This is a genomic window from Mycobacteriales bacterium, assembly GCA_035690485.1.
Taxonomy (GTDB): Bacteria; Actinomycetota; Actinomycetes; order JAFAQI01; family DASSKL01; genus DASSKL01.
The window spans coordinates 1-4367 of the sequence record DASSKL010000044.1 but is presented as its reverse complement, the minus strand read 5'-3'; the positions used below and the strand labels follow the sequence as shown (position 1 = coordinate 4367).

General features: G+C 69.9%; 7 protein-coding genes. All 7 read left to right on the top strand.

Going from position 1 to position 4367, the window contains the following annotated elements:
- Positions 1-250 (top strand): hypothetical protein (locus tag VFJ21_05900; protein ID HET7406656.1); only part of this gene is annotated, 250 nt, incomplete at its 5' end.
- Entirely contained in the window at positions 247-498 is a 252-nt protein-coding gene (locus VFJ21_05895; protein HET7406655.1) for a hypothetical protein, read from the top strand. The genes VFJ21_05900 and VFJ21_05895, both read left to right, overlap by 4 nt.
- Positions 495-857, top strand: a complete 363-nt coding sequence (locus VFJ21_05890; protein HET7406654.1) for a hypothetical protein — start codon at positions 495-497, stop codon at positions 855-857. Before VFJ21_05895 ends, VFJ21_05890 begins: the two co-directional genes overlap by 4 nt.
- Positions 854-1360, top strand: a complete 507-nt coding sequence (locus tag VFJ21_05885; GenBank protein ID HET7406653.1) for a hypothetical protein — start codon at positions 854-856, stop codon at positions 1358-1360. The genes VFJ21_05890 and VFJ21_05885 overlap by 4 nt, the downstream gene beginning before the upstream one ends.
- Positions 1357-3057 (top strand): DNA cytosine methyltransferase, encoded by a 1701-nt coding sequence (locus tag VFJ21_05880; protein ID HET7406652.1) that lies wholly within the window; start codon positions 1357-1359, stop codon positions 3055-3057. The genes VFJ21_05885 and VFJ21_05880 overlap by 4 nt, the downstream gene beginning before the upstream one ends.
- Positions 3054-3374, top strand: a complete 321-nt coding sequence (locus tag VFJ21_05875; GenBank protein HET7406651.1) for a hypothetical protein — start codon at positions 3054-3056, stop codon at positions 3372-3374. The genes VFJ21_05880 and VFJ21_05875 overlap by 4 nt, the downstream gene beginning before the upstream one ends.
- Complete coding sequence (locus tag VFJ21_05870) at positions 3374-4252, top strand: HNH endonuclease (GenBank protein ID HET7406650.1); 879 nt, start codon at positions 3374-3376, stop codon at positions 4250-4252. The genes VFJ21_05875 and VFJ21_05870 overlap by 1 nt, the downstream gene beginning before the upstream one ends.
- Positions 4253-4367 lie beyond the last annotated feature (115 nt).

Here is a 4367-nt window from a genome sequence, read left to right as displayed (position 1 = left end):
TTCCCGCAGCGACGAATTCTGGCGAGTGGCAGCCTGGCAAGCCCTCGAGCATCTGGCCGCGTCGGGTGAGCCGTTCGACGCCTGGTCGCTCGTCGAGCTCGGCGTGCCGGAACCGCGGACGAGCAGTTCATGGGGTGCGCTGTTCTTCGCGGCCCGGCAGGCGCAGCTGGTCGAGCCGGCGGGCTGGTGCCAGTCGCGCAGGCCGACGACGCGGGGTAGCGCCGCCCGGCTGTGGCGAGGTGTGCGGTGATCTCCCCTGCCTGCAACACCGCAACGACGGAGGTGCTGTCACGTCGTGAGCAAGCAGCGGTCGAGTTCATCCGCGAGTATGTCGCCGCGCACGGTTGGGCACCGTCACTCCGCGAGATCGGCGACGGGATCGGCCTGGGCTCGACCTCATCGGTGAAGTGGGTGCTGGAGCAGTTGGCCCGTAAGGGCGCGATCCGCCGAGCCGAAGGCAAGCCGCGGGCCATTGTCGTGGTGGATGGTGTGGAGTGAACAGCGCCCGTGTCGGCAAGGCCGCGGAAGCCCGAGCCCGCGCCGACTGCACCACCAACGGCTACCAGCTGATCACATCCCAACTGTCCCGCGGCCCCGCCGACTTCCTGGCAGCAAAGGCCGGTCAGGTGCTCGCCGTGCAGGTCAAACGGTCCCTGCGTTCCGGTGGGGGCATCGGCCCGGACGAGTGGAACGCGCTGGTCGAGTTCTCGGCGGCGTTCGGCGCTGTCCCTGTGGTGGCCATCTGCGCTCCGCGTAAACCGGTCGCGTACTGGCGGATCACCGGGCGTAAGGACGGGTCGGGGCGGCGTCAGCCGTGGGAGCCGTTCCTGCTGGACGAGATCGAGGCTGCGTCGTGAACGGCTGCACGGCGACCCGGCACGGCAACGAGGACGCCTACGTCAACTACGGCTGCCGCTGCCTGACCGCCCGCGCCGACCACGCCCGACGCTCCCGCACCCGCCAGCTCGACGCCCGCAACGGCACACCCGCCACCGTCGACGCGGACGAAGGCCAGCGGCTGCTGCGAGAGCTCCAGGCGGCCGGCCTGTCCTACCGCGACATCGGTGAGCACCTGGGCATCACGGCGTCCGGCGTCTACCGGATGTTCAAGCGCTCGCAGATGTATCGCTCGACCCTCGCGCGGATCGTCGACGTGCACGCGCTGCTCCTGCCACTGCCCGCGGTGGATGAGGTGGCCGTGCAGCGCGCCCTCGCCGGCGAGCACGTGTCGCTGCCCCGTGATGAGCGTGGGGAGGCGCTGGTGCGGCTGATCGCGGCCGGGCTGACCCCGTCGGAGGCGGGACGCCGGCTCAGGTTGTCGGGGGCGTCGACACGGGCGCTGCTGGACGAGGCGTCATGAGCCTCACCGTCACGGACCTGTTCTGCGGGGGCGGCGGGTCGTCGACCGGCATGGTCAACGTTCCCGGCGTGCGGATCCGGATGGCCGCGAACCACTGGAAGCTCGCCGTCGACGTCCACAACAGCAACCACCCGGACGCTGACCACGCGGCCGTCGACCTGCACCTCGAGGACCCGTCGTACTTCCCGCGCACCGACATCCTGTGGGCGTCACCTGAGTGCACGAAGTGGTCGCAGGCCAACGGCTCCAAGCCGCTGCCAACGATTGAGGAAGGCCTGTTCGAGGACCCGCTGTCCGACGAGGCGTCGCAACGTTCCCGGCTGCTCATGTTCGACGTGCTCCGGTTCGCCGAGCATCACCGGTACCGGGCGATGGTCGTCGAGAACGTCGTCGACATCGCCACCCAGCCACGCTACCGGCTCGCCTGGCAGGTATGGCAGCAGGAGCTGCTCAAGCTCGGCTACCACTACCAGGTCGTCTCGCTGAACTCGATGCACGCGCAGGCGCTCGGCCTGCCCGCACCGCAGTCCCGCGACCGGCTGTACATCGTCTGCTGGCGCGACGGTGACCGTGCGCCGGACGTCGAGCGGATGATGCGCCCGCGCGCCTGGTGCCCGCGCTGCGACGAGATCGTCGAAGCCCGGCAGGCGTGGAAGCCTGGCCGCACCGTCGGCCGCTACCGCCAGCAGTACGTCTACCTGTGCGCCAGCTGCGGCACCACGGTCGAGCCCGGATGGCTGCCCGCCGCCGCGGCGATCGACTGGACCCTGCCCGGCAAGCGGATCGGCGACCGGGACAAGCCTCTCGCCGAGAAGACCCGCGCCCGCATCGCCGCCGGCATCGCCCGCTACTGGCACCCGTTCCACCTGGAAGCCGGCGGCCACACCTACGACGCCGCGGACCCCAAGCACCCGGCCCACGGCCGGCCGGACGCCTACTACCGCGCCTGGTCGACGTACGACGTGCTCAAGACGTTGCACACGATCGAGTCGAAGGCGCTCGCGATCCCCGTCGAAGGCCGCGACGGCACGCACGCCCGCCCGATGGGCCTGCCGCTGCGCACACAGACGACCCGGCTTGAGACGGCGATGGTCGTCCCATCCGGCGGCACGTGGAACGACGACGCGCGGCCGGCCGGCGAACCGCACCGGGCGTTCACCACCCGCGAGTCCTACGCGCTCGCGATGCCGCTGCACGTCTCCCTCATGGGCAGCGGGCCGGCGCACGTCACGAACGCCGCGCGCCCCGTCGACCGGGAGCTGCGCACCCTGACCGCCGAAGGCAACAACGACTACCTGCTCGCCCCCTACTACGGCAGCAGCGAGTCGGCGAAGCCGGTGGACGAGCCGGTCGGCACGCTGACCACCCGCGACCGGTACGCGCTCGTCATGCGGCACAACTCGAGCCGGGGCGACGGCGCGGAGATGACCACACCAGCCTGGGAGGTGCTGCGCACCCTGACCACGAGAGGCCACCAGTCACTTGTGACGCCGGGCGACGTCGAGGCCGCGAAGGCGCAGGTCGACGACTGCCTGTTCCGCATGCTCGAACCCCACGAGGTCGCAGCCGGCATGGCCTTCCCCGCCGACTACAAGTGGTCCGGCACCCGCCGCGAGCGCGTGCGCCTGGCGGGCAATGCGGTCACTCCGCCCGCCGCCCGTGACCTGATCGCCGCTGTCGCGGAGGCGCTGTCATGAACGCTCCCTGTGGCTACTACACGGCCGGCGGGCACTGCCGGGCCACACCCACCCGCCGCTACCTGCAAGGCCCGCGCTGCGCCACACACAGCCCCGCGGCGGTCGCCGGACGGCCCGAAACCGCACCCGACCCGGCCCTCACCCTCACCGGACTACGACGCAGCGCCGGACTGGCCGACGTCTCCACACCGCTGACCGCTTCCGCTCTCATCGACGACAGGGCCATCGCCAGCGGCAAACGACGCGCCTCCACCACCAGCTACACCGATGCGCGAGCGCGCGAAGAAGCACGCCGCCAGCAGCAGAAGGGAGCCTGATGGGACTCAGCAGACGCCTCCGGTTCGAGATCCTGCGCCGCGACAACCACACCTGCCGGTACTGCGGCGCCATGGCCCCAGATGTCGCGCTGACGATCGACCACGTCACGCCGGTGTCGCTCGGCGGTTCAGACGAGCCCGGCAACCTCGTCACTGCCTGCCAGGAGTGCAACGCCGGCAAATCGAGCATCCGCCCCAATGACAGCACTGTGGCAGACGTGCAAGCTGACGCGCTGCGTTGGGCGCTCGCGATCGAGCAGGCCGCGCACAACATGCTCGCTGACCGCGAACTCATCGATGCCGGTATCGAGCGTTTCGAGGCCGCGTGGAATGAGTGGACCTATTCCGTCAAGGTCGCCGTCCCGCCCGATCCGGTAGAGCCGACCGGAAACGTGCTCGTTGACAACTGGTACCAAATCCTCCGCTGGCACGCTCGACACAGTCGGCCCGTCGGATTCGAGAACGGTGTCCTTCGCATCCAGGTAGAGCGTGGCTGCGTCACAGACACCCGTCGCGAGCTCGGTTACGCCGACGCACGTCGCCAGATTGCCGAACTCGTTGGCAGCACCGTCGAGAAGGTTGAAGTAGTCCCCGGTTGGGACGGACCGCTCCCGCCGCCACCGCGAGCTACCACACGCGAAGAACAGCGACCGTTCCCGCTCCCCGGCGGGTGGCAGCAGTCAGTTGAGCGGTTCATTGCCGCTGGACTCCTCGAAGAATCCGTGCACCAGATGATCCAGGTCGCGATGGGACGCCGCGGGCTGCTGCCCGACGACCGGTTCCGGTTCTTCTGCGGCTGCTGCTGGCGGGCGATCACTGACCTGCAAGAGGACGCCCGCCGAATCATCGAGACGGAGGACGCGCCCTATGCCTCGTGATCGCCGCGCGGTCATCGGCACCGCGATCTGGAACGAGCCAAGCATCCGCGCGTTGCCCTACGCACAGCAGCATGCCTACCTGCTCGCCTACACCCAGCCCAACCTCAACCGCTGC